General features: G+C 36.9%; 22 protein-coding genes, 1 other RNA gene and 1 other annotated feature (1 of these 24 running past the window's edge). Of the genes, 20 read left to right on the top strand and 3 right to left on the bottom strand.

The window, feature by feature from the left end; translation table 11 throughout:
* Positions 1-55, top strand: a sequence feature (ribosomal protein L21 leader region) (it extends 16 nt beyond the left edge of the window).
* Positions 56-66: 11 nt separating this feature from the next.
* From rplU to JEOSCH030_RS06940, 18 genes are all read left to right on the top strand, one after another.
* A complete protein-coding gene (gene rplU / locus JEOSCH030_RS07025; protein ID WP_185125907.1) occupies positions 67-375 on the top strand; it encodes a 50S ribosomal protein L21 in 309 nt (102 codons plus the stop codon).
* The gene (locus JEOSCH030_RS07020; RefSeq protein WP_185125906.1) at positions 375-695 is read left to right on the top strand and encodes a ribosomal-processing cysteine protease Prp; all 321 of its coding nucleotides are present in this window, start codon (positions 375-377) and stop codon (positions 693-695) included. Before rplU ends, JEOSCH030_RS07020 begins: the two co-directional genes overlap by 1 nt.
* 11 nt (positions 696-706) lie before the next feature.
* A complete protein-coding gene (rpmA, locus tag JEOSCH030_RS07015) occupies positions 707-991 on the top strand; it encodes a 50S ribosomal protein L27 (RefSeq protein WP_185125905.1) in 285 nt (94 codons plus the stop codon).
* Between the two features lie 81 nt (positions 992-1,072).
* Positions 1,073-2,353, top strand: coding sequence for a GTPase ObgE (obgE, locus tag JEOSCH030_RS07010; RefSeq protein ID WP_185125904.1), 1,281 nt, complete (start codon positions 1,073-1,075; stop codon positions 2,351-2,353).
* A gap of 9 nt (positions 2,354-2,362) precedes the next feature.
* Positions 2,363-2,941 (top strand): Holliday junction branch migration protein RuvA, encoded by a 579-nt coding sequence (ruvA, locus tag JEOSCH030_RS07005; protein WP_185125903.1) that lies wholly within the window; start codon positions 2,363-2,365, stop codon positions 2,939-2,941.
* 16 nt (positions 2,942-2,957) lie between these two features.
* The gene (ruvB, locus tag JEOSCH030_RS07000; protein WP_185125902.1) at positions 2,958-3,956 is read left to right on the top strand and encodes a Holliday junction branch migration DNA helicase RuvB; all 999 of its coding nucleotides are present in this window, start codon (positions 2,958-2,960) and stop codon (positions 3,954-3,956) included.
* Positions 3,957-3,967: 11 nt separating this feature from the next.
* Complete coding sequence (gene queA / locus JEOSCH030_RS06995) at positions 3,968-4,990, top strand: tRNA preQ1(34) S-adenosylmethionine ribosyltransferase-isomerase QueA (protein ID WP_185125901.1); 1,023 nt, start codon at positions 3,968-3,970, stop codon at positions 4,988-4,990.
* Between the two features lie 12 nt (positions 4,991-5,002).
* Positions 5,003-6,148, top strand: a complete 1,146-nt coding sequence (tgt, locus tag JEOSCH030_RS06990) for a tRNA guanosine(34) transglycosylase Tgt (RefSeq protein WP_185125900.1) — start codon at positions 5,003-5,005, stop codon at positions 6,146-6,148.
* An 18-nt stretch (positions 6,149-6,166) separates the two neighbouring features.
* The gene (gene yajC / locus JEOSCH030_RS06985) at positions 6,167-6,424 is read left to right on the top strand and encodes a preprotein translocase subunit YajC (RefSeq protein WP_185125899.1); all 258 of its coding nucleotides are present in this window, start codon (positions 6,167-6,169) and stop codon (positions 6,422-6,424) included.
* 195 nt (positions 6,425-6,619) lie between these two features.
* The gene (gene secDF / locus JEOSCH030_RS06980) at positions 6,620-8,899 is read left to right on the top strand and encodes a protein translocase subunit SecDF (protein WP_185125898.1); all 2,280 of its coding nucleotides are present in this window, start codon (positions 6,620-6,622) and stop codon (positions 8,897-8,899) included.
* A gap of 54 nt (positions 8,900-8,953) precedes the next feature.
* Positions 8,954-11,197 carry a single-stranded-DNA-specific exonuclease RecJ gene (recJ, locus tag JEOSCH030_RS06975; protein ID WP_185125897.1) on the top strand — a complete coding sequence of 748 codons (2,244 nt, stop codon included), beginning with the start codon at positions 8,954-8,956 and terminating at the stop codon, positions 11,195-11,197.
* A 14-nt stretch (positions 11,198-11,211) separates the two neighbouring features.
* Positions 11,212-11,730 (top strand): adenine phosphoribosyltransferase, encoded by a 519-nt coding sequence (locus tag JEOSCH030_RS06970; protein WP_185125896.1) that lies wholly within the window; start codon positions 11,212-11,214, stop codon positions 11,728-11,730.
* A 105-nt stretch (positions 11,731-11,835) separates the two neighbouring features.
* Entirely contained in the window at positions 11,836-14,016 is a 2,181-nt protein-coding gene (locus JEOSCH030_RS06965; protein ID WP_185125895.1) for a RelA/SpoT family protein, read from the top strand.
* 10 nt (positions 14,017-14,026) lie between these two features.
* Positions 14,027-14,479 (top strand): D-aminoacyl-tRNA deacylase, encoded by a 453-nt coding sequence (gene dtd / locus JEOSCH030_RS06960; protein WP_185125894.1) that lies wholly within the window; start codon positions 14,027-14,029, stop codon positions 14,477-14,479.
* Complete coding sequence (locus tag JEOSCH030_RS06955) at positions 14,479-15,216, top strand: N-acetylmuramoyl-L-alanine amidase family protein (RefSeq protein WP_185125893.1); 738 nt, start codon at positions 14,479-14,481, stop codon at positions 15,214-15,216. The genes dtd and JEOSCH030_RS06955 overlap by 1 nt, the downstream gene beginning before the upstream one ends.
* A 283-nt stretch (positions 15,217-15,499) precedes the next feature.
* Complete coding sequence (gene hisS, locus JEOSCH030_RS06950; protein WP_185125892.1) at positions 15,500-16,762, top strand: histidine--tRNA ligase; 1,263 nt, start codon at positions 15,500-15,502, stop codon at positions 16,760-16,762.
* On the top strand, positions 16,762-18,522 hold the full coding sequence (gene aspS / locus JEOSCH030_RS06945; RefSeq protein ID WP_185125891.1) for an aspartate--tRNA ligase: 1,761 nt from the start codon (positions 16,762-16,764) through the stop codon (positions 18,520-18,522). The genes hisS and aspS overlap by 1 nt, the downstream gene beginning before the upstream one ends.
* A 58-nt stretch (positions 18,523-18,580) precedes the next feature.
* On the top strand, positions 18,581-19,270 hold the full coding sequence (locus JEOSCH030_RS06940) for a TMEM164 family acyltransferase (RefSeq protein WP_185125890.1): 690 nt from the start codon (positions 18,581-18,583) through the stop codon (positions 19,268-19,270).
* Positions 19,271-19,306: 36 nt separating this feature from the next.
* Here JEOSCH030_RS06940 and JEOSCH030_RS06935 read toward each other — a convergent pair whose 3' ends face one another.
* From JEOSCH030_RS06935 to JEOSCH030_RS06925, 3 genes are read right to left on the bottom strand one after another with little or no spacing between them, the layout of a single operon-like run.
* Positions 19,307-20,959 carry a b(o/a)3-type cytochrome-c oxidase subunit 1 gene (locus tag JEOSCH030_RS06935; RefSeq protein ID WP_185126544.1) on the bottom strand — a complete coding sequence of 551 codons (1,653 nt, stop codon included), beginning with the start codon at positions 20,957-20,959 and terminating at the stop codon, positions 19,307-19,309.
* Between the two features lie 16 nt (positions 20,960-20,975).
* Positions 20,976-21,467 (bottom strand): cytochrome c oxidase subunit II, encoded by a 492-nt coding sequence (locus JEOSCH030_RS06930; RefSeq protein ID WP_185125889.1) that lies wholly within the window; start codon positions 21,465-21,467, stop codon positions 20,976-20,978.
* 6 nt (positions 21,468-21,473) lie between these two features.
* Complete coding sequence (locus tag JEOSCH030_RS06925; protein ID WP_185126571.1) at positions 21,474-21,632, bottom strand: cytochrome c oxidase subunit 2A; 159 nt, start codon at positions 21,630-21,632, stop codon at positions 21,474-21,476.
* Positions 21,633-21,747: 115 nt separating this feature from the next.
* Between JEOSCH030_RS06925 and JEOSCH030_RS06920 the strand changes: the two genes are divergently transcribed.
* Positions 21,748-22,443, top strand: coding sequence for a Crp/Fnr family transcriptional regulator (locus JEOSCH030_RS06920; RefSeq protein ID WP_185125888.1), 696 nt, complete (start codon positions 21,748-21,750; stop codon positions 22,441-22,443).
* A gap of 59 nt (positions 22,444-22,502) precedes the next feature.
* Positions 22,503-22,697, top strand: a non-coding RNA gene (gene ssrS, locus JEOSCH030_RS06915) — 6S RNA.
* Positions 22,698-23,251 lie beyond the last annotated feature (554 nt).

The raw sequence follows: 23,251 nt of genomic DNA, 5'->3' as shown, positions 1-23,251 counted from the left end.
ACATATATAGGTTTAAGTGGGGAACCCACCTATAGTGGCGTGTCTTAAATAATAGGAGGTGTAAGTATGTTTGCAATCATCGAAACAGGTGGAAAACAAGTAAAAGTTGAAGAAGGACAATCAATCTTCGTTGAAAAACTTAACGTTGAAGAAGGTGCTTCATTTACTTTTGACAAAGTACTTTTTGTTGGAGGAGACAGCGTTAAAGTTGGCGTTCCAACAATTGAAGGTGCAACAGTAGAAGCTACTGTTGAAAAACACGGACGTGGTAAGAAAATCAACGTGATTAAATTTAAACGTAGAAAAAATTACAGCCGTAAACAAGGTCACCGTCAACCGTACACGAAATTAACAATTGGCAAAATCAACGCGTAATGATTAGAGTAATCATCACACAAAACAGTCAAGGTAAAATGACAGAATTTGAAATGTCTGGCCATGCAGACTTTGATGTCCATGGTAAAGATTTAGTCTGTGCAGGTGCTTCGGCAGTTGTATTTGGCAGTGTAAATTCACTTTTTAGCTTAACTGATAGTGAACCTGACGTCGACATGGCGGATGACGGTGGATATTTAAGTGTTAAACTTATTAATCCGGATGACGACAAAGTCCAATTGATTTTGGATACTATGATTATTTCATTGAAAACGATTGAATCAGAATATAGTGATTTTATAAAACTTGAATACAAGTGAGGTGTATAGACATGCTTAAATTAGACTTACAGTTCTTTGCATCGAAAAAAGGGGTAGGTTCGACTAGAAACGGTCGTGACTCAGAATCTAAACGCCTTGGTGTTAAAAGACAAGACGGTCAATTCGTAACTGGAGGATCTATCATCTTCCGTCAACGTGGTACTAAAATTCACCCAGGTGAAAACGTAGGACGCGGTGGAGATGACACACTATTTGCTAAAATCGATGGTGTGGTAAAATTCGAACGTTTCGGACGCGACAAAAAACGTGTTTCTGTTTATCAGGAAGCAAAATAAGACATGGTGGCATCAGCTTCTGCTGATGCCTTTTTTTATGAATGTTATAATAAATAATGATTGATACTCGGAGGTGAGTGTATGTTTATAGATTACGTAGCTGTCTATTTAAAGGCAGGTAATGGTGGTAATGGTTTAGTCGCTTACAGGAGAGAAAAGTATGTCCCTATGGGCGGACCATCTGGCGGTGACGGTGGTAATGGTGCTGATATAATTATGGAAGTCGATGAAGGCTTAAGAACGCTGATGGACTTTCGCTTCCAAAGACACTTTAAAGCAAGCCATGGCGAAAATGGTATGAATTCTAATATGCACGGTAAAAACAGTGCGCCACTCGTGTTAAAAGTGCCACCAGGTACCATTGTTAAAAACAAGGAAAGTGGCGAAACACTTGCTGACTTAGTCGAGCACGGTCAACAAGCTGTGATTGCAAAAGGGGGTCGTGGTGGTAGAGGAAACTCTCGATTTGCGACCAGTCGTAATCCAGCACCTGACTTTGCAGAGAACGGGGAACCAGGTGAAGAGTTAGAGATTACACTAGAGTTAAAAATGATGGCTGATGTCGGTATTGTTGGTTTTCCGAGTGTCGGAAAATCTACGCTTTTAGGTACTGTTTCAAAAGCTAAGCCTAAGACTGGCGACTATCACTTTACGACTTTACAACCAAACTTAGGCGTAGTGTCATCTAAAGACGGACGCACATTTGTCATGGCAGATATGCCTGGTTTAATTGAAGGTGCTTCTGAAGGAACTGGCTTAGGTCTTCAATTTTTAAGACATATAGAAAGAACAAAAGTACTAGTGCACGTCGTAGATATTTCTGAAACAGATGGCCGCGACGCTGTAGAGGATTATTTAACTATCCGTCGTGAAATGGGCTTGTATAACGAAGAGCTCTTAAATTTACCTGAGGTTATTGCTTTAAATAAAGTTGAACTCATCGATCATGACCCTGAAATAATTAAACACTTTACTGATGGAATTGATTCAAGCAGTGATATCGTTGAAATATCAGCTGCAACAGGGGAAAACCTTGATGAATTGCTATACAAAGTTGCAGACTTATTAGAAGTGCAACCAGTTGTTAAAGAAGAAATTGAAACGGAAAGCCGCGTAATTTACAGACATGAAAAAGATCCAGATCACTTTGTAATTACACGTGATGATGATGGGGCTTATGTCCTATCTGGTCAATCGATTGAACGCTTGTTTATGATGACAGACTTTAACCGTGAAGCAGCTGTTCGTAGATTCGCTAGACAAATGCGTACTATGGGTATTGATGATGCTTTACGTGAGCGTGGAATTAAGGCTGGAGATATTGTACGTATTTTAGGCGGAGAGTTTGAATTTGTAGAATAGGTGAAATCAATGTACCAATATATAAAAGGTAAGCTGACAGAGGTAAGTCCTTCAGGTATTACAGTTGAAGCGAACGGAGTTGGTTACTTTATCATTGTAGCCAATCCTTTTCGCTTGGAAAGTAAGATCAGTATAGAAGTGCTTATTTATACTGAACTTATTGTTAGGGAAGATTCACACACCTTATATGGATTTATGAGTGCTGAAGAAAAAGATATGTTTAATTCACTACTTAAAGTGACAGGTATTGGTCCTAAATCGAGTCTTGCAATTTTGGCATCGGCAAGCCCTAGTCAAATTGTACAAGCGATTGAAAGAGAAGATAGTGCCTTTATGCAAAAGTTCCCAGGTATTGGTAAGAAGACTGCGAGTCAAATTATCTTAGACCTAAAAGGCAAGCTTAAAGTTGACCTTGAAACGATAGAAACAAGTTATGCTAATGACTATATAGACGAGGCCCTCTTGGCACTTGAGGCGCTTGGATATTCTAAGAGAGAACTAGCACGTATAGAGAAAAAACTTTCTGCAGAAAGTTTCCAATCAGTTGATGAAGCAGTCAAGACTGGCTTAAAATTATTATTAAACTAAGAAGAGGAGTGATAAAATGGATGACCGTATTCTTGATGAACATGAGCACGATAATGAAGAATATTTAGAACTATCACTCCGACCAGTCAGACTGTCTCAGTATATTGGACAAGATGCAATCAAAGAAAACTTAAATATATTCATTAAAGCTGCTAAGATGCGAGAAGAAGCACTGGATCATGTTATTTTGCATGGACCACCGGGACTTGGTAAGACTACTTTAGCAAATATTATTGCTAATGAAATGGAAGTTAATATTAAAACAACCTCAGGTCCAGCTATTGAAAGACCTGGGGATTTAGCTGCTATTCTTTCTAGCTTAGAAGCAGGAGATGTGCTCTTTATCGATGAAATTCATAGACTGCCTAGAGTGGTTGAAGAAATACTGTACTCTGCTATGGAAGACTTTTTCATTGATGTTGTCATCGGTCAAGGTGATGAAGTAAGAAGTATACGGATTGATTTACCACCATTTACGCTTGTAGGTGCGACAACTCGCTTTGGTAGTTTATCTGCACCTTTAAGAGACCGTTTTGGAGTTCAACTTAGACTTCAGTATTATGATATGGAAAGTCTGCAGTACATCATTGAAAGAACTGCAGATATTTTTGAAGTGAGTCTCAATGAAGACAGTATGTTGGAACTCGCTAGACGTTCTAGAGGTACACCGAGAATCGCAAACCGTCTATTAAGACGAGTCAGAGACTTTTCCATGGTTAAAGGTGAAGATGAAATTAGCTTAGAAACTACAAATCATGCGCTAAAAGTACTAGAAGTAGACCCTGAGGGCTTAGAGCCTGTCGACCATAAGATTATGAACACCATAATCGATACTTATGGAGGCGGACCTGTCGGTCTAGAAACAATCGCTGTATCGATAGGTGAAGAAGTTGTGACTTTAAATGACGTGTATGAACCCTACTTAATTCAGCGCGGTTTTTTAGAACGCACACCAAGAGGACGTAAAGCAACTGCTAAGTCCTTTGAATATTTTAAAAAAGAGAACATGGATTGAGGCGGACATACATGAAGTTAGATGAATTTGATTTTAATTTACCTGAGAATTTAATTGCACAAACTCCTTTAAAAAATAGAACAGAATCTAGACTATTAGCTGTTAATAAAAATACAGGTGACTTAGAGGATAAACATTTTTATAACATTGGAGATTATATTAAGCCTGGTGATGCTTTAGTATTAAATGATACTAAAGTGTTACCGGCGCGTTTGTTTGGCATCAAAAAAGACACGGGTGCTAAAATTGAAATGCTCCTCTTAAAACCAATAGAAGAAGGCTATGAAGTACTCCTAAAACCAAGTAAAAAAGTTCAACTTGGCACTGAAGTAATTTTTGGTGAAGGAAAACTGATTGCTGAATGTATAGGCAAGTTTGATGAAGGTATACACCATATGAAGCTGATTTATGATGGTATATTAGAACATGTTTTAGATGAGCTTGGAGAAATGCCCTTACCACCCTATATTAAAGAAAAGTTAGAGGACCAAGATCGTTATCAGACGGTCTTCGCTCGTGAAACAGGATCAGCAGCTGCACCGACAGCAGGACTTCATTTTACTAAAGAACTCTTAGCTGACTTAAAAGCTAAAGGTGTTCACATTGTCTACATCACATTACATGTGGGCTTAGGCACCTTTAGACCTGTCTCTGTAGATACCATTGAAGAACACGAGATGCATAGTGAATTTTATACGATGACTCGTGAGGCTGCAGAGACCTTAAATTCAGTTAAGGAGGCTGGCGGTAATATTGTATCCGTTGGGACGACTTCAACACGTACTTTAGAAACGATTATGCATGATCACGGGACTTTTAAAGAAACTTCAGGCTTTACTGATATTTTTATATATCCCGGTTTTACCTATAAGGCGGTTGATGTTTTAATTACTAATTTCCATCTACCAAAATCGTCTTTAGTCATGTTAGTTTCAGCTTTTAGTTCTAGAGAACATATTTTGAATGCATATTCACATGCGGTAGATAAGGAATATCGTTTCTTTTCTTTCGGAGATGCGATGATTTTATATTAAAGAGGTGACACAATGTCGATTTATTATGAACATATAAAAACAGATAAACACACAGGCGCTCGTATTGGTAAACTTCACACACCGCACGGTGTGATCGATACGCCTATTTTTATGCCAGTCGGTACACTAGCTACGGTAAAAACCATGTCACCTGAAGAGTTAGCAGACATCGGATCACAAATTATTCTTTCAAATACTTATCACCTTTGGTTAAGACCAGGTAATGATATTATTAAAGAAGCTGGTGGCTTGCATAAATTCATGAACTGGGACAAGCCAATATTGACAGATTCTGGCGGTTTCCAAGTCTTTTCACTCAGTCACCGACGTACGATTACAGAAGAAGGTGTCCATTTTAGAAGCCATCTTGATGGCTCTAAACTATTTTTAGGACCAGAAGGTGCTATGGATATCCAACATGATTTAGGGTCAGATATTATGATGAGCTTTGATGAGTGTGCGCCAATTCCAGCGGACTATGACTATGTTAAACAGTCTTTGGAACGTACTAGTCGTTGGGCTGAGCGTGGACTCAACCACCATCTTAAAAAAGGACACGATAAACACCAAGCACTCTTTGGTATCGTCCAAGGTGGAGAGTATGCAGACTTACGTAAACAATCCGCTAAGGAACTCGTCGCTATGGATTTTCCAGGTTATTCAATTGGTGGTTTATCAGTTGGAGAACCTAAGCCAACAATGTATAGAGTGCTTGATGAAACAGTGCCGTATTTACCTGAAAACAAACCGCGCTATCTCATGGGTGTTGGCTCACCAGATGCTTTAATTGAAGGTGTCATTCGTGGCATTGATATGTTTGATTGTGTATTACCGACACGTATTGCAAGAAATGGTACTACGATGACTTCTGTTGGTAGAGTAGTCGTTAAAAACAAGGCTTATGAAAGAGATTTCACACCACTTGATCCTAACTGTGATTGTCATACTTGTAAGAATTATACGAGAGCATATTTAAGACATTTATTTAAGGCAGATGAAATTTTAGGATTAAGGCTTACCACTTATCATAATCTATATTTTCTGTTAAACTTGATGAAAGATATTCGGACTGCAATTTTAAATGACAATCTATTAGAGTTTAAAGAAGCATTTTTCGAATCTTATGGATTAAATAAAGAAAATCCAAAAAATTTCTAAGCAGGAGGAAACCATTCAATGGAAATGTTAGTAACATTAGCGCCGATTATTGTATTAGTACTTGTAATGTACTTCTTAATGATTCGTCCAGCGCAAAAACGTCAAAAACAAGTACAAGAAATGCAAGCAGGACTACAAAAAGGTGATGATATCATCACAATTGGCGGTATGCATGGAACTGTTGAATCATTTGACCAAAAACACATGTACATACGTGCAGATGAATCAGCAGTGATTAAATTTGACCGTGTCGCTCTAAAAGAAGTTGTAAAATAAGTTAACTTTATCGAGCGACTTAATTTGAACTATTAAAATAAGACTTGAATGGCTTGGTTATCTTGTTAAGATACCAAGTCTTTTTTATTGGTAGAAAGACGTTTATCTTAGTCAGTTTTCTGATTGGATTTTCTATTTATATTTAAGTTTAATAGCGTTATAATGAAGGCATTGTTTAAAACTAGAGGTGTATAAGTGAAAAAGAAATCAAATAAGATACTCATTGCAATTATGATTGTTGTCGTATTATTTACAACGATCGGGCTTACGTTAAAAGATGTCTTAAAAGACGTTAATCTTGGTTTAGATTTACAAGGTGGTTTTGAAGTTCTATACCAAGTTGATCCTCTCGATGAAGGCGATGTGATTGACGAAAAGGCAGTGACCTCAACAGCGTCCACATTAGAGTCTAGGGTCAACGTCCTTGGAGTATCTGAACCGACAATTCAAATTGAAGATAACAATCGTATAAGAATTCAACTTGCTGGAGTTGAAGATCAACAAGAAGCACGTGAGCTCTTAAGCACACAAGCAGAATTAACCATCAGAGATATCGATGATAATGTACTGTTATCCGGTAAGGATTTAGTACAAGGTGGAGCGACACAAGGCTTTGATGAATTGAATAATGCGATGGTCTCACTTGAATTAAGAGATAGTAATAAGTTTAAAGAAGTAACAGAAGAAATTTCATCTCGTGGACCTGGAGAAAACTTGATGGTGATCTGGATGGACTTCGTTGAAGGTGAAGATTCCTTTAAAGAAGAAGTACAAAAAGAAAATCCAAAATTCATTTCAGCACCGACAGTATCAGAACCGATTAATTCATCTGATGTAATGATTTCAGGCGGTTTTGATGGTCAAGAGGGCGTAGAGCGTGCTCAAAATATAGCAGCACTTTTAAACTCAGGTTCTCTACCTGTAAAATTAACTGAAGTTTACTCAACATCAGTTGGTGCACAATTTGGTGAACAAGCTCTAGATGAAACAGTAACGGCTGGCCTAATTGGTGTGGCACTGGTTTTACTCTTCATGATTTTCTTTTATCGACTACCAGGTATTGTTGCTGCGCTAACTTTAGTTATTTATATTTACTTAACTATCTTAGGCTTTAACGCCATTAGTGGTGTTTTAACTTTACCAGGAATCGCAGCGATTATACTCGGAGTGGGTATGGCTGTTGATGCCAATATCATTCTTTATGAAAGACTAAAAGATGAACTTAGAATTGGTCGTAGTCTCAAACAAGCTTATAAAAAAGCAGCATCTTCATCACTATGGACAATCGTCGATGCTAACTTAACAACTTTAATTGCTGCAATTGTCCTATTTATCTTTGGGACATCAAGCGTAAAAGGGTTTGCAACAATGTTGCTGTTATCAATCTTAATGAGCTTTGTGACAGCAGTCTTCTTAACTAGAGTCTTGATGAACTTAATCGTTAACTCAAACTACTTTAATAAGAAAATTTCTTGGTTTGGTGTTAAGGATAAAGATAGACATAGCTTATCAGAAGGCAAAGACGTTCAAGATTTGATATCAATCTGGGATCGATTTGACTTTGTTAAGCATTCAAATAAATTTTTCGCCTTTTCTTCACTTATGATAATCGTTGGGATTGTAATACTGTTTATCTTCAAACTCAATCTCGGTATTGATTTTACAAGTGGAACTAGAGCGGATATCGTGACTGAAGGTATAGCGACTGAAGACGAAGTTAGTCGAGAACTAGAAAATCTTGATATGACACCGGAAGCACTGACTGAATCGGGTGACGATACTTATGTAGCGCGTTATTCTACAGACTTAAGTCAAGAACAAGTGACAGAAATGCAAAATCACTTTAATGATGTGTACGGACATGAACCGATGATTTCCACAGTCAGTCCAACAATTGGACAAGAATTGATTCAAAATGCAGCCTTAGCGCTAATTATTGCATCTATTGGAATTATTATTTATGTGTCCATACGATTTGAGTGGCGTATGGCTGTTCCGGCAGTACTGGCCTTAATTCATGATGTGTTTATCATCATTGCTGTCTTCTCTATTTTAAGATTAGAAGTCGATGTGACGATTATTGCTGCTGTCTTGACCATAGTTGGTTATAGTATCAATGATACGATTGTGACACTCGATAGAATCCGTGAAAACAACCGTAAGATTAAGGTCTATACAAGTGAAGAAGAAATTAATTCTATTATTAACCGTTCCTTAAGACAGACAACAACACGTTCGATCAATACTGTGTTAACTGTAATTATCGTTGTTTTATTCTTAGTCTTCTTCGGAGCAGGTTCTATCTTTAACTTCTCACTTGCACTCTTGATTGGTTTAATTTCGGGTGTATATTCATCCTTCTTTATTGCAATTCAATTATGGGGTGTCTTAAAACGTAGACAGTTAAGAAAAAATGGTGGAAGATTAGTTGTTTATAAGGAAAAATCTAAAAATGATGATAAGGTAGTAGTATAATATAATTAAATTCAAACGTCCGGGTATCCCGGGCGTTTTTTAAAAGGTGATATAATGTTTTCTTCAAAATACACTTGGCAAGTCAGACAAAAAACAGGTGCCATCAGTGATGATTTAGTAAAAACATACAAGCTAAGTGATTTAGAAAAGACCTTGCTTGAAAATAGAGGATATTATGATGCAGAAGATATAGATACAATCCTTCAGCCAAATGATTACAACTGGCAGTATATGCCGAATATTAATGAAGCGGTCAGTTTGATTCAATCTCATATGGATAAATCATCGAGAATATTAATTTACGGAGATTATGATGCAGATGGAATTACTTCGACTGCTATGCTTTATGATGCTTTATACACAAACAATGAAAACGTCTCATATTTTATTCCAAATAGATTGGAACAAGGCTATGGACCAAATAGTGACTTCTTTTTGTTTCAGGTTGTCGGTAATGTAGATTTAGTCATTACTGTCGATAATGGTGTGAGTGCGAGTGAAGAAATTAAACTTTTGAGAGACAATGACATCGATGTCGTTATCATTGACCATCATAGTTTTGGTGAGGACTTACCTGATGCTTCAATTGTTCACACCGCTCATCCAGACTCTCACTATCCTTTTAAAGACTTAGCAGCCGCTGGGACGACTTATAAGGTCATTGAGGGATTAGGCTTAGAAAAACCTCAGTATTTAGCTTTCTTAGCAATTGGGACTGTTGCGGATATTGTATCGATGACAGACGAAAATAAATATTTAGTTGAACAAGGTCTTAAGGAGTTAAATGAACATCCACCGCTTGGTCTATCATCGCTTTTAAAAATGAGTAATCACAGTGGGAAAATTGATGAAGAGACGATAGGCTTTACGATCGCTCCTCGCTTAAACGCCACAGGACGCTTAGATGAAGCAAGTCTAGGTGTTGAACTTCTCTTAGCAAGTGATGCTAATGAAGCTTATGAGCTTGCGAGTACGATAGATGCCTTAAATAATGAGAGAAAAGCCTTAGTCGAAGAAATTTATCAAAAAGCAGTTTCCGAGATCGATCCTAACAATGAAATTAATATCGTTATTGGTGATGATTGGCATCATGGTGTTTTAGGTATTGTTGCATCTCGTTTAGTTGATCAGTTTGGTAAACCAACCATCGTATTATCAAATGACTTTGACGTCTATAAAGGTTCAGCACGCTCTATTGAAGGAATCGACCTTTTAAATGAGTTAAGAAAATTCTCGTCTTACTTTGACACTTTAGGTGGCCATTCTCAAGCTCTAGGTTGTGGTGTCTATGAGAGTGCGGTAGACGAGTTTAAAGAAAAAGTGACTGCACATTTTAACGACATGAATCTAAACTTAAAACCACTCAAACATATCGATTATAAGATTACAGGCAATAATATTAGCATCAGCGACTTTGAAAGAATGTCTAGGTTGAAACCTTTTGGTAAGGATTTTGCTGTTCCTGTCTTTATGTTAGCCAATCAAACGGTAAAAAGTATTAGACAAGTCGGTAAGGATTTATCTCACATCAAGATCAATCTACAGGAAACAGATATCGATATTATTGGTTTTAAATTTGGCTTTTTATATAGGGAAGTGCAAATTGGCGATAAAATTAGCTTAATTGGAAGTTTGAACATCAATGAATTTAATCATAAGAGAAGTCTGCAGATGGTCTTAACTGATGCCCGTGTGGATGACCTCCAAATTATCGATATGCGCTCAAAAAATGAGCAGGATTTTTCACAAGTATCAGCTGATGATATCTTTTTAACTTCTGTAGTAGATAATCATCATACAGAAAATTATTTTCTCTATGGAGATTCGTTACCTTTTGCTGTAGATACGTTGATATTAAGGGATATTCCTTACTCCTTAGATGATTTACAAAAAAGCTTATCAGGTCTTCAAGTGTCAAAAATTATCGTCATTTTTAATGACAAAAATGAACTGTTCTTTGACGGTCTACCATCAAAAACTTTAATATCAGAAGCAGATCAACTGTTCCTTGAAGCGGAAGATGGTGCGATTGATCTATCGATTCATGCACCTTATCTTGCAAAAAAATTAGGAACTTCGATGAAAAAGCTTAAAATAATTACTGATATCCTAGAAGATTTATCACGTATTGAACTAAAAGATGGTATAGTATATAAGGATAAAAATACAGAGGCACTCAATCTTAGTTCAAGCATGCATTTAAAGCGTTTGACTGATAAAATTGAAGCTGAGGCAAAATTAAAAATGTCTTCAGGCCCTAATATGAAAGATTATTTACGGACTTTAATCACGACGTAAATGTGGAGGAAATTATGGATTTAAAACAGTATGTATCAGAAGTAGAAGACTGGCCTAAAAAAGGTGTCAGTTTTAAAGACATTACAACTATTATGGACAATGGTCCAGCCTATAAGTATGCGACAGACCAAATTGTTAGCTACGCTGAAAGAAAAGATGTAGATATCGTCGTTGGTCCAGAAGCTCGAGGTTTTATCATCGGATGTCCAGTTGCCTATAGTATGGGGATTGGTTTTGCACCGGTGAGAAAAAAAGGCAAACTACCAAGAGAAGTCCTAGAGTATGAATATGAGCTTGAATACGGCACAAACACTCTAACAATGCATAAGGATGCGATTAAACCAGGACAAAGAGTCCTGATCACAGATGATTTACTAGCAACTGGTGGTACGATACTCGCAACGATTAAACTTGTTGAGGCACTAGGCGGTATCGTTGTGGGAATTGCCTTTTTAATCGAGCTTGAGTATTTAAATGGTAAAGAACTTTTAGAAGGTTACGATTCAATTTCACTTATTAGCTACGAAGATTAAGGAAAAGCCTGTATATTACAGGCTTTTTTCTATACCAATTGTTTTATTAGCGGTATATTTATAGTATTATTATTTTATATTTAAAAGTAGAAAGGCGGTTTGATCATGGATAAGGAATACCCATATTCTGCAGAAGACGTATTTAACATGTGCAGTGAGTATTTGGATGATGAAGATATCGGTCTGATCAAAAAAGCATATGGTCTTGCTAAAGATGCCCATGAGGGACAATTCCGTAAAAATGGTCTGCCGTATATCGCTCATCCGGTTCAAGTCGCTGGTATTTTAACAGAACTTAAACTCGATGCACCGACAATTATTGCTGGTTTTCTTCATGATGTCGTTGAAGACACGACCTATACCTTTGATGATTTAGTCGAAATGTTCAATGAAGAAGTTGCAATCATCGTCGATGGTGTAACAAAATTAGAAAAAGTTAAATATCGGTCTCATCAAGAACAACAAGCTGAGAATCATAGAAAACTTTTTATTGCCATAGCAAGAGATATACGTGTGATTCTAGTTAAATTAGCAGACCGCTTACATAACATGCGTACTTTAAAAGCCATGCCTGAAGAAAAACAAATAAGAATTTCTAAAGAAACTTTAGAGATTTATGCGCCACTTGCACATAGATTAGGTATTTCATCTATCAAGTGGGAACTTGAGGATATTTCATTACGTTACATAGAACCTGGACAATACTTTCGTATCGTCAGTTTGATGAAGAAAAAACGGAGCGAGAGAGAAAAAGTTATCAACGAAGCGATTGAAAAAATTGATTCTGAGCTAACTGATTCTAAGATTAATCATAATTTGTCAGGTCGTCCTAAACATATATACAGTATCTATAAGAAAATGCAAAAACAAGCGAAGAACTTTGAACAAATTTTTGACCTTTTAGCGATCAGAGTGCTCGTTGATGATGTTAAGGATTGCTACGCTGCTTTAGGTATTATTCATACGATATGGCGTCCTATGCCTGGTCGTTTTAAAGATTATATTGCCATGCCAAAACCGAATATGTACCAGTCATTACATACCACAGTTGTTGGTCCGAATGGAGATCCTTTGGAAATTCAAATTCGTACCCATGAAATGCACGAAATCGCTGAGCACGGGGTGGCTGCACACTGGGCCTATAAAGAAGGTGTGGATGCAAGTAAAGTATCATTGGACTCACGTTTAAACTGGTTTAAAGAGATTGTAGGTAATGTATCCGATAATCCTGATGCTGAAGAGTTTATGGCTGCCTTAAAAACTGATCTTCTCAGTGACAAAGTATATGTCTTTACGCCTGACGGAGATGTAATAGAACTACCGAAAGGTGCAATTCCAATAGACTTTGCTTACCAAGTTCACTCAGAAGTCGGCAACAAGATGATTGGTGCTAAGGTCAACGGTAAAATTGTGCCGATCGACCATGAGTTAGAAACTGGAGATATTTTAGAAATTAGAACATCTAATCAGTCGTATGGTCCTTCAATCGACTGGCTGAAGATGGTTAAAACCTCATCAGCAAGAAATAAAATCCGTTCTTACTTTAAAAAACAGGATAAGGAAGTCAACATAGAAAAAGGAAGACTCGCTGTTGAAACGGAGATTAAAGACCGTGATTATAATCCAGATGAAGTCTTAAAAGAAGAAAATGTCTCCAATGTCTTAGATAGATACAACTTAAAAGATGCAGATGATCTTTATGCCATGATTGGTTTTGGTGGTGTCACTGCGAATCAAGTGACCAATCGTTTGTTAGAGAAAATCAAAGCTAAAGAAGCGGCAAACCAAACGAATCACGTGTCAGAAATTGATCGAAGACGTGATTATAAGAACATTACAACTGAATCTGGAGTTTACGTTGAAGGTATGGACAATATGCTGATTAACTTATCAAAATGTTGTAACCCAATTCCAGGTGATGATATTATCGGTTATATTACAAAAGGTCATGGTGTAAAAGTTCATGTCGCGACGTGTCCGAATATTATCAATGAAACAGAACGACTGATCGATGTTGAATGGGTTGGTAATAAATCACAAGATAAACGCTATCAAGTTGATTTAGAAATCACTGGTTATGATAGAAATGGTTTAGTAAATGAAATCTTAAATTTGGTTTCGAGTCTAAAAGTACCAATCACTCGCGTCAATGGACTAGCTGATGAAATTAAACAAGCTAGAGTGAGTCTGTCCATTATGGTACCGAACAAACATGAACTACACAGGGTCGTTGATAGAATTAGACAATTACAAGATATATACAGCGTAGAACGCGTATTTAAGTGAGGGATGAAAAATGAAGGTTGTCCTACAAAAGGTATCACATGCACTTGTTGCAAATAATGAGATGTTCAATGAGATCAATGATGGTTTTTGCCTCTTGGTTGGTGTGAGTAAAACATCCACTATAGAAGATGCACGCGTCTTGGCAAAGAAAATTGCAGCTGCACGCGTATTTGAAGATGAAGATGGTAAGATAAATTTATCGATTAAAGAAGTTGGGGGAGACATCTTAAGTATTTCTCAATTTACACTTTATGCCTCTGTTAAGAAGGGGAATCGACCGAGTTTTACTGAGGCAGCTAATGGTGAAGCGGCTAAAAAACTCTACCAAGCTTTTAATGAAGCTTTAACTGAAGAAGGAATAGTAGTCAAAGAAGGATTCTTTGGCGAACACATGGATGTACGACTAGTAAACGATGGGCCGATTACAATTATCTATGAAGCGAAAGATGGAAAAATAGTTTGATGGAATCTCTAAAAGCCATTCTAAAAAGTATGTTGTCGAGTATTTATAATTTCTTAAAATATAAAAAACACTTGTATTTTAAACCCTTGTTTATTCTAGTCATTGCCCTTGTCATTGTTTTAGTATCTGTCTATATTTATAAAAATCTTCTGCATGAACCAGAAGAAGTAATTACTATGGATTTCTCAGAGGAAGAAGCACCAGTCTCTTATGACTTATCTGGTGTCACTGTAGCACTTGATCCCGGTCATGGTGGAGAAGATCCTGGTGCACCGTCTAATTTTGGAAAAAATGAAGCAACTGTGGTTTTATCAATTGCTGAGAAGCTACAAGCGGCCTTAGAAGATGCCGGTGCAGAAGTGGTAATGACAAGAAACGGTGATGAAACAAAAAGTTTAGATGACAGGAAAGTCGATGCAGACTTATTTATCAGCTTACACAGTGATGCTTTTGATGATCCGAATATTTCTGGCTTTACGACTTTTTATACTTATCCTAATCAGGAAGATTTTGGTCAACACTTAAATCAAGCTATGGATAAGCACTCTTATCTCTATAATAGGGGTAATCAAACTATGAATTATCAAGTGACATGGCAACTCGATTATCCAGGTGTCTTGATTGAATTAGGCTATTTGTCTAATGAGTTTGATGACTATATTTTAAATGATGAAGTATACCAAGAAAAAATGGCTGCTGCGATTATAGAAGGTATTGATTCTTACGTACACCGTTAGCTTGACAAAGTTTAAATATCTGACTATTATTATAAATATATATTTTATTAGAAATTTAAATGGGTAAAGAGACTATTTTATAAGAAGCTCTAGAGAAATTCACCTTGGCTGGAAGTGAATGCTTAAAAAAATAGTTGCCGACACTTTACTCTGACATATAACTTTAAATATTTTAATAAGAGTGCATTAGCACTGAATTAGGGTGGCACCACGACCATTTCGTCCCTTATACCAATTGAGGTATAAGGTTTTTTTATTTTTAAAATGATATAGGAGTGAGTATATGTTACAAGTACCTAGAGGGACACAAGACATTTTACCTGAAGAGTCTTACAAGTGGCAGTTTATCGAACAGCGTTTATACGACATAGTTAAAGCATACAATTACCAAGAGATTAGAACACCTGTCTTTGAAGCAACGGAATTATTTGTTAGAGGTGTCGGTGGTTCTACAGACATAGTCAATAAAGAAATGTATACCTTTAAAGACAAAGGAGATCGTAGTTTAACTCTAAGACCAGAAGGTACAGCTTCAGTTGCGAGATCTTATATCGAAAATAAGATGCAACATAATGTCGAACAACCGATAAAATTATTCTATATTGCACCGATGTTTCGTTATGAAAGAAAACAAAAAGGACGTTACCGTCAATTTGTTCAGTTTGGTGTAGAAGCAATTGGAGTAGAGGATCCGCTAATCGATGTAGAAGTCATCAGCATGTTGATGAATATTTATAAGTCATTTGGACTTAAGAGTTTAAACTTAAAAATTAACTCCATCGGTGATATGGAATCAAGAAGTAAATATAACGAAGCTTTAGTGGAACATTTCTCACCTAGAATTGGAGAATTTTGTGAGGATTGTCAAAGTCGCATTCACACTAACCCAATGAGAATATTGGACTGTAAAAAAGATAGAGATCATGAATTAGTGAAAACTGCACCACGCATGTATGACTATTTGAATGATGAATCTAAAGCTTATTTTGAAGCAGTTAAAAGTAAGCTAGAAGATTTAAATATTGAGTTTGAAGTGGATTATAACTTAGTACGTGGACTCGATTATTATACTCACACGGCCTTTGAATTAATGAGTAATGCTGAAGGTTTCGGTGCGATTACTACTTTATGTGGTGGTGGAAGATACAACGGCTTATTAGAAATGCTAGATGGACCAAGTGAAACTGGTATTGGTTTTGCTTTAAGTATCGAACGATTACTCTTAGCTTTAGAAGCTGAAGGTATTGAAATTCCAAACGATAAAGGGCTCGATCTGTATATTTGTACAATGAATGATCAAGCACGAAGTGTCGCAGCAAGTCTCTTACACAAACTACGTGAGCGTTATATTAGTGCGGATATGGATTATGAAAATCGTAAACTGAAAGCTCAGATGAAAGATGCAGACAGAAAAAATGCACGTCATACTATTGTTTTAGGTGAAGATGAGCTTAATAGTGAGTCAGTTGATCTAAAAAATATGGATACTGGTGAAGTTAGTCGCGTTTCATTTGATGAAATCATTACAAAACTGGAGGACTTATAATGTCTAGAATATATTCAAATAAAGTGACCTTAGATAAGGTGGGTGAGAGTGTTCATCTTCAAGGTTGGGTACAAAAACGCCGCGATTTAGGTGGTTTGATTTTTATCGATTTAAGAGACTTAAAAGGACTTGTTCAAGTCGTCTTCAATCCAGATGTGTCAGCTGAAGCTCTAAAAATCGCAGATACTGTACGTAGTGAATATGTAGTGAGTGTAAAAGGTGAAGTTGTCAAACGCGATGACAAACAAGTGAATAAAAATATCGAATCTGGTGAAATTGAAGTCTATGCTAAAGAGATTGAAATTTTAGCTAAGGCAAAAACTCCACCATTCCAAATTTCAGAAGACAATATCAACGAAGATACGCGTCTCAAGTACCGTTATATCGACTTAAGAAGACAAAAATTACAGGATATCCTTCGTACGAGATATCAAATTAACAAGGCGGTTAGAGACTTCTTAGACCAAGAAGACTTTATGGATATAGAGACGCCAGTGTTATCAAAATCTACTCCAGAAGGTGCACGTGACTACTTAGTACCATCACGTGTCTATCCGGGAGAGTTCTATGCCTTACCTCAATCGCCACAAATATATAAACAGTTGCTCATGCTATCAGGTTTAGAGCGTTACTATCAAATTGTTAAATGCTTTAGAGACGAGGACTTACGTGCGGATAGACAGCCTGAATTTACACAAATTGATATTGAAAAATCATTTACGGATATTGAAGATATGATTGATATGAACGAAAGATTGATTCAATTTGTTATGAAAGAAGTCAAAGGACTAGAAATTAAGTCTCCATTCCCTAGAATTACTTATGATGATGCTATGAGTCGCTATGGTGTTGACAAACCAGATACAAGATTTGATTTGGAGCTACAAGATTTAAGTGAGTTCTCTAAAACGTCAAGCTTTAAAGTATTTAAAAATGCAGTTGAAGCAAATGGCTTAGTTAAGGCAATTGTCGTTGAAGGTGCGAGTGATAAGTACTCTAGGAAAGATATCGATAAACTAGAAGCTTTCGTTAAAAATTATGGTGCTAAAGGTTTAGCATGGCTAAAAGTTAATGAAGAAGGATTACAAGGACCAATTGCTAAGTTCTTTGATGACGCTGAAACAAGTAAATTACAAGAAACTTTAAACTATCAGACAAATGACCTGATTTTATTTGTTGCTGACAAAGCGAGTGTGGTCCACGCTGCTTTAGGTAATTTACGTAACAAGCTAGCTAAGGACTTAGATTTAATCGATGATGAACAATATAATTTCATTTGGGTAACGGATTGGCCATTGCTTGAATATGATGAAGAGGCTGACCGTTATACAGCAGCTCACCATCCATTTACGTCACCTAGAAAAGAAGATATTGAGAAATTAGAAACTGCTCCAGAAGAAGTGAAGGCAAATGCATATGATATCGTCTTAAATGGTTATGAATTGGGTGGTGGTTCAATTCGTATATCTGATGCAGAACTTCAAGAGAAAATGTTTAAGGCACTTGGATTCACTGATGAAGAAAGAGATCGTCAATTTGGTTTCTTAATCGAAGCTTTCCAATACGGTGCACCACCACACGGCGGTATTGCTTACGGTCTTGACCGCTTTGTAATGTTATTGACTGGTTCAGATAATATCCGTGATGTAATTGCTTTTCCGAAAACTCAAAATGCGAGTGACCTCATGATGCAAGCACCATCTGATGTATCAGAAGAACAGCTTAAAGAGCTTGGTCTTAAGGTCGACGTTGAAAAATAAGTAGAGATATCATAAACTGAGATTGTTAAATCTCAGTTTATTTTTTTAGGAGGCCTAGATGAATTCTTTTGTAGATCCAAACGCACAAACGATTACTTTAGCGAGTATCGAACAGTTCGCATATATACTTGCATTTTTTCTAGTTGCGTCCTTACTTTATGTTAATCGTCATCGCTTAAAAGGAAATCCTAAGAAACTCATGTTAGGTATTCTCATTATTGCTGTAATTCAAAGGCTAATTAGTGGTTTTTACTATTACTTTTTTCTCGATTATACAATAGTTGAATCTCTACCACTGCATATTTGTCGTCTAGTGTGTTACTTTATTATCTTACAATTTTTTATAAAGAAAGATGTTCTAGATCAAATGATATTCTACTGGGGGATTTTTGCCTATGCCTCTTTCATTTATCCTGTAGGCATTTCATCACCTTTTCACATGTTAGGAATTTCATTTTTCATTTTACATACACTCATTATTCTTTATCCTATGCTTAGATATTTGGTGACTGGTTTTTATCCGTCAGTTAGAGGTGCGATAGTATCATCAGTTTTCTTCATGATATATATCACGCTAATGCATTTGTTAAATAAATCAATTGGCAGTAATTACTTCTATACAATTGACCGACCGTTCTGGCATGATATGCCTGAATTAACATATTTCTTAGTGAACTTAATCGGTGTGTGTAGCGGTTTTATTTTAGTAGGATTGGTCTTACAAGTTTTAAGAGTGAGAAGAAAATAAAAAATGCTTGGGATAAAAATCCCAAGCATTTTATTTTTACCAGAGTTTAAAGCCTTTAGCGCCTGGTATATTTTCTGTAAACATTTGAGTAATTGGAACAGTATAAGCGATTAACACTAAGAAAGCAGTAATGATAATCAATAATCGCCAATTGTCTACCCACTTAACTGCTGGATCGTATTGATCCATAAACTCTGCAACTGGGAACTCTTCAACGTCGTTGACTTTAGGTCCTGTCACTAGTTTTAAGAAGAGTAGGATAGCGATGATAATTGCTATAAAGAGGAAGGATCCTCCGACAGCTTGCATGACTTGATAAGTAATCCATTCCTCGGCAACTTCAGCTCCACCGTATTCAGAGAAGGTTGAACGTCTAGGAGCACCTCTTAAGCCTGCGAAGTGCATGGCTGCAGACATGATTCCCATACCTAGGGCCCATGTATAAGCAAGCATGAGACCAAGGCGGTTAGCAATTTTATCAATTTTACGACCTGTAAGATGTGGTAGTAAAAACATCATTGCTGCAAAGTAAGTTAAAATAACTGGTGCACCTACAGTGATATGGAAGTGTCCGACAATCCATATGGTGTTATGCACTAGCTGGTTCATTTGACCTGAGGCATTAATAATTCCACCGAGTCCCCCTGGAATGAAGAAGAGCATACCGATGAATAATAAGACAAATCTTGCATCAGTCCATGGTAGTTTCTTAAACCAATCTAAGAGACCAGTGGCACCTTTGTTACGTCCGTATGTTTCAAATACTGCAAACATACTAAAAGCAGTCATTAATGAAGGCACGATTACCATGAATGTTAAGACCACTTGCAGTCCTTTCCAAAAGGCATCAATTCCTGGGTCAACGAGTTGGTGGTGAATCCCAACTGGAATACTAAAGAATAGGAAGAGTACAAATGATAGTCTGGCAAGATTGTCGGAAAATCCTTTCGCACCTAAAATTTTTGGTGTCACAGCGTACCACACCATATAAGCAGGTAATAACCAGAAATACACTAAAGCATGTCCAAAGTACCAAAATAGAGTACGGCTTAGAGTAATGTTAATCGTCTCAACTAAACCGAGTGACCACGGGACAAACTGGAAGAGTACTGTTGAAGCAACACCAATGGTACAGACATACCACATAAGGTTGTTGACTGCTGTCATGTAAGAGAGTAGGGGTGTCTTTTGTCCCTTATTTTCCCTTCTCCATCTGAAGTATCTCATCATTTGACCGGCGACTGAGATCCAAGTACCGACTATCACTAGTGCAAGTCCAATGTAGTGAATGACGTGAGCTTGAAGTGGTGCGTAAAATGTATATAAAACTGATGCTTCGTTTAAAGCAATCATAGTAGCTGACATCAAGGTACCAATCGTCATTACCCAAAAGCCAATCCATCCTAAAGTTCTTTCCTTCTTGTTTAAAGGACCAGATGTCCTAGATAAAGCAGCAATTTGGAATCCCATGATAAAGAAAAAAGTCATTACTAGAGCGAGTATGACACCGTGTAGTGTCAGTAGTTGGTAATATCCGATTCCAAAAGGTAACTCAAAGTGTCCCGAACGCACAAGCGTTTGTAAGAGTCCTGCAGTTCCGCCAATAAGTAAAGCGAATGCGACCCAAATCATATTTGCAAGTACGAGTTTGGCATCCTTTTTATCAACTTTAGTATTAGGTGCAAGCATTTGTGCAGTTGTATAATTAGTCATTTTCTTTACCTCCGTCAACGATGATCAATTTCGATGTCATATCAGCATGGCCGACACCACAATATTCGTTACAGAGAATTAAGTGTTCACCAGTTTCATCGAAAGTCATTTCGTATGTAGAAATGAGGCCCGGTTCAGCCATCATGTTGATATTTGTCCCAACAACTTGAAATCCATGAACGACATCAGGGCTCGTTACGTGGACCTTCACTGTAGAACCTACAGGAATCTCCACTTCACCTGGTTCATACATAAAAGCACTGGCGACGAAGTACAAATCATAGTCATGATCGCTAGACTTAGATTTAACAAGACCAGGCTCTTTAAAGCGAGCATCATCTCTTACGTGTTCAGGATTGATTGTTTCAATACCACTTGCTGCTGGTGTATGGCCGCCGTGAACAGCTGAAATTCCTAAGATGATTAAAAATAGCGCTAGGGCAGAAGTCCCTAAGGTGATCCAAATCTTTTCGTATTTGTGCATGACGATTTACATCCTTTCCATGAATAAGATAAATGCACCAAACCAACTAAGGAGCATTAAGCCTCCTAGGGCCATAACCATCATAAATGTCCCTTTTAAATTTAAGTGGCTGTGGTTATCTTTACCTTGTTTTTCTACACTTTTCTTTTCTTTTTCTTGAGTCATGAACTCACCTTCTTTTATTAATTCTTTAAGTAAATTGTAAATTAGTTTATCTGATAAAAAAGTGATAAAAGTCACATTTTGTGATAAAATTTAAATTAATGACGGGAGGGAAATTATGTCAACAGAATTGATTTTTAACCCTGACCAACTCATCAACTTAATAGAAAAAAATGGCCATAAGTTAGACTTTAAAAAAGGTGATTATATTTATCATCCTGGAGATAAAACTGAGTTTATATATACTATAAAAAGTGGAGAAGTTCTCATCAGTCGTACGCAGATTGAAGGGACTGAATTAGTGACAAACTTTTTAAAAGAAAAAGGTATTTTTGGAGCAGTAATGCTATTTTGTGGACCCAAAACACATGCGACTTATGCTAAAGCAAAGCTAGATACGACGGTGTATAAAATTCGTCGACAAGAATTTGAAGCATTAGTTTTAAGTGATGAAGAGATTAAAACAGAGTGGATGCATTGGATTGAAATTGATAGGCAACGTTCAATTACCAAGATGAGAGATAATATGATGTTCGGTAAACTTGGTGCCTTATGTTCAGTCTTGATACGCTTGTCTAATTCATTTGGTGAAAATGTAGATGATGGTATACGAATTAATACAAAGATTACCAATCAAGAAATGGGACAAATGTGCGGTACATCAAGAGAAGTCGTTAATCGCTTACTTAAAGATTTAAGTGATCAGAGAATTATTACAGTGAAAAATAAGGTGATTACCATTCATAACCTGAATCATTTGCGGCACATTATAAGCTGTGAAGACTGTCATATCGATATTTGCCAAGTATTTTAAAGCGTTTTCATGCATTTTTGTTTACTTATATAAAATATGTGGTATTATAATATTAATAGAAATTCCTGAAGAGTTCGTGATGTGTTGAATTATATTTTGACCTAACACCTTTTTAAACGGGAGTCTAATAGGTTTTCCTTCAAAGAACATGCCTATGAACTTAGTAGGACGTTCGTAGTTGGAAACAGGACACCCACCTGCAAATAGCAGGCCAAAATAATCAACAATAACACACGGCTTAAGTTGGGTTTTTCAGTAACCGTCAAGTTTTCTTGACGGTTATTTTATTTTTAAAAAATGCCCTTGATTCCAATTTAGGAGTCAAGGGCATTTTGTTTGGTGTGCTAGCGTTTTGTTTGGTGTGGATGTCTTGTTGGTGTGCTAGCGTTTTGTTTGGTGTGGATGTCTTGTTGGTGTGCTAGCGGTTCAATGAGAGTAGCTCATCGTCCTTCTGTCTAGAAATTGAATTCATTTTAGTCAAGGGTGTCCAGATTTTTGTTGTATGGATCGATCCTTGTCCTTAAGTAAATCGAATGCAGGACTAGATGTCCATTTATATTTACATTCAGTCTGTCAGTGTCCCGTTAATCTATACTATCAGTACAATGAGCACTCGACGAAGTCCAGGTAAACGTTTATCAGTACAATGAGCACCCGACGAAGTCCAGGTAACGCGCTATCAGTACAATGAGCACCCGACGAAGTCCAGGTAAACGTTTATCAGTACAATGAGCACCCGACGAAGTCCAGTTAACGCGCTATCAGTTCAATGAGAACATCACGAAGTCCTGGTAAACGTCTATCAGGA

Origin of the sequence: Jeotgalicoccus meleagridis (genome assembly GCF_903994045.1) — a bacterium.
Lineage (GTDB): Bacteria > Bacillota > Bacilli > Staphylococcales > Salinicoccaceae > Jeotgalicoccus > Jeotgalicoccus meleagridis.
The sequence above is the reverse complement of the archived record's forward strand: the minus strand, read 5'-3'. Positions and strand labels throughout refer to the sequence as shown.